Origin of the sequence: Bradyrhizobium sp. Mp27 (assembly GCF_029953005.1) — a bacterium.
Taxonomy (GTDB): domain Bacteria; phylum Pseudomonadota; class Alphaproteobacteria; order Rhizobiales; family Xanthobacteraceae; genus Bradyrhizobium; species Bradyrhizobium barranii.
Window position 1 is genome coordinate 1 of the sequence record NZ_JASAUS010000742.1, and the last position, 278, is coordinate 278.

Below are 278 nucleotides of genomic sequence, written 5' to 3' on the forward strand. Positions count from 1 at the left end.
GGAGAGCCATACGGCTGATCCCGAAGAGAAGCACGGCCCCGCGAGCGGTACCGAACCCAAGGAGGCACCCAATCAAGCCCTTGACTAAATCCGGCCGAATAGAGAAGAGCCAAAATTGGACGCCGATGAGGGGTCAAATTTACAGACGATGACGTAATTGCGGTCGGCGTGCGCGTTTCGCGGGATCGTGAGCGCGGATTTCAGGGGATCGTGAGCAGAGATTTCAGACGATCGTGAGCAACGATTTCGCGGGATCGTGAGCAAGGCTTTCGGAGCCT

At 57.2% G+C, this 278-nt stretch carries 1 protein-coding gene; it reads right to left on the reverse strand.

The genetic code is table 11. From position 1 onward, the window contains the following. Nucleotides 1-84: 84 nt before the first annotated feature. Nucleotides 85-278 (reverse strand): hypothetical protein (locus tag QJT78_RS52520; RefSeq protein WP_281460988.1); only part of this gene is annotated, 194 nt, incomplete at its 5' end.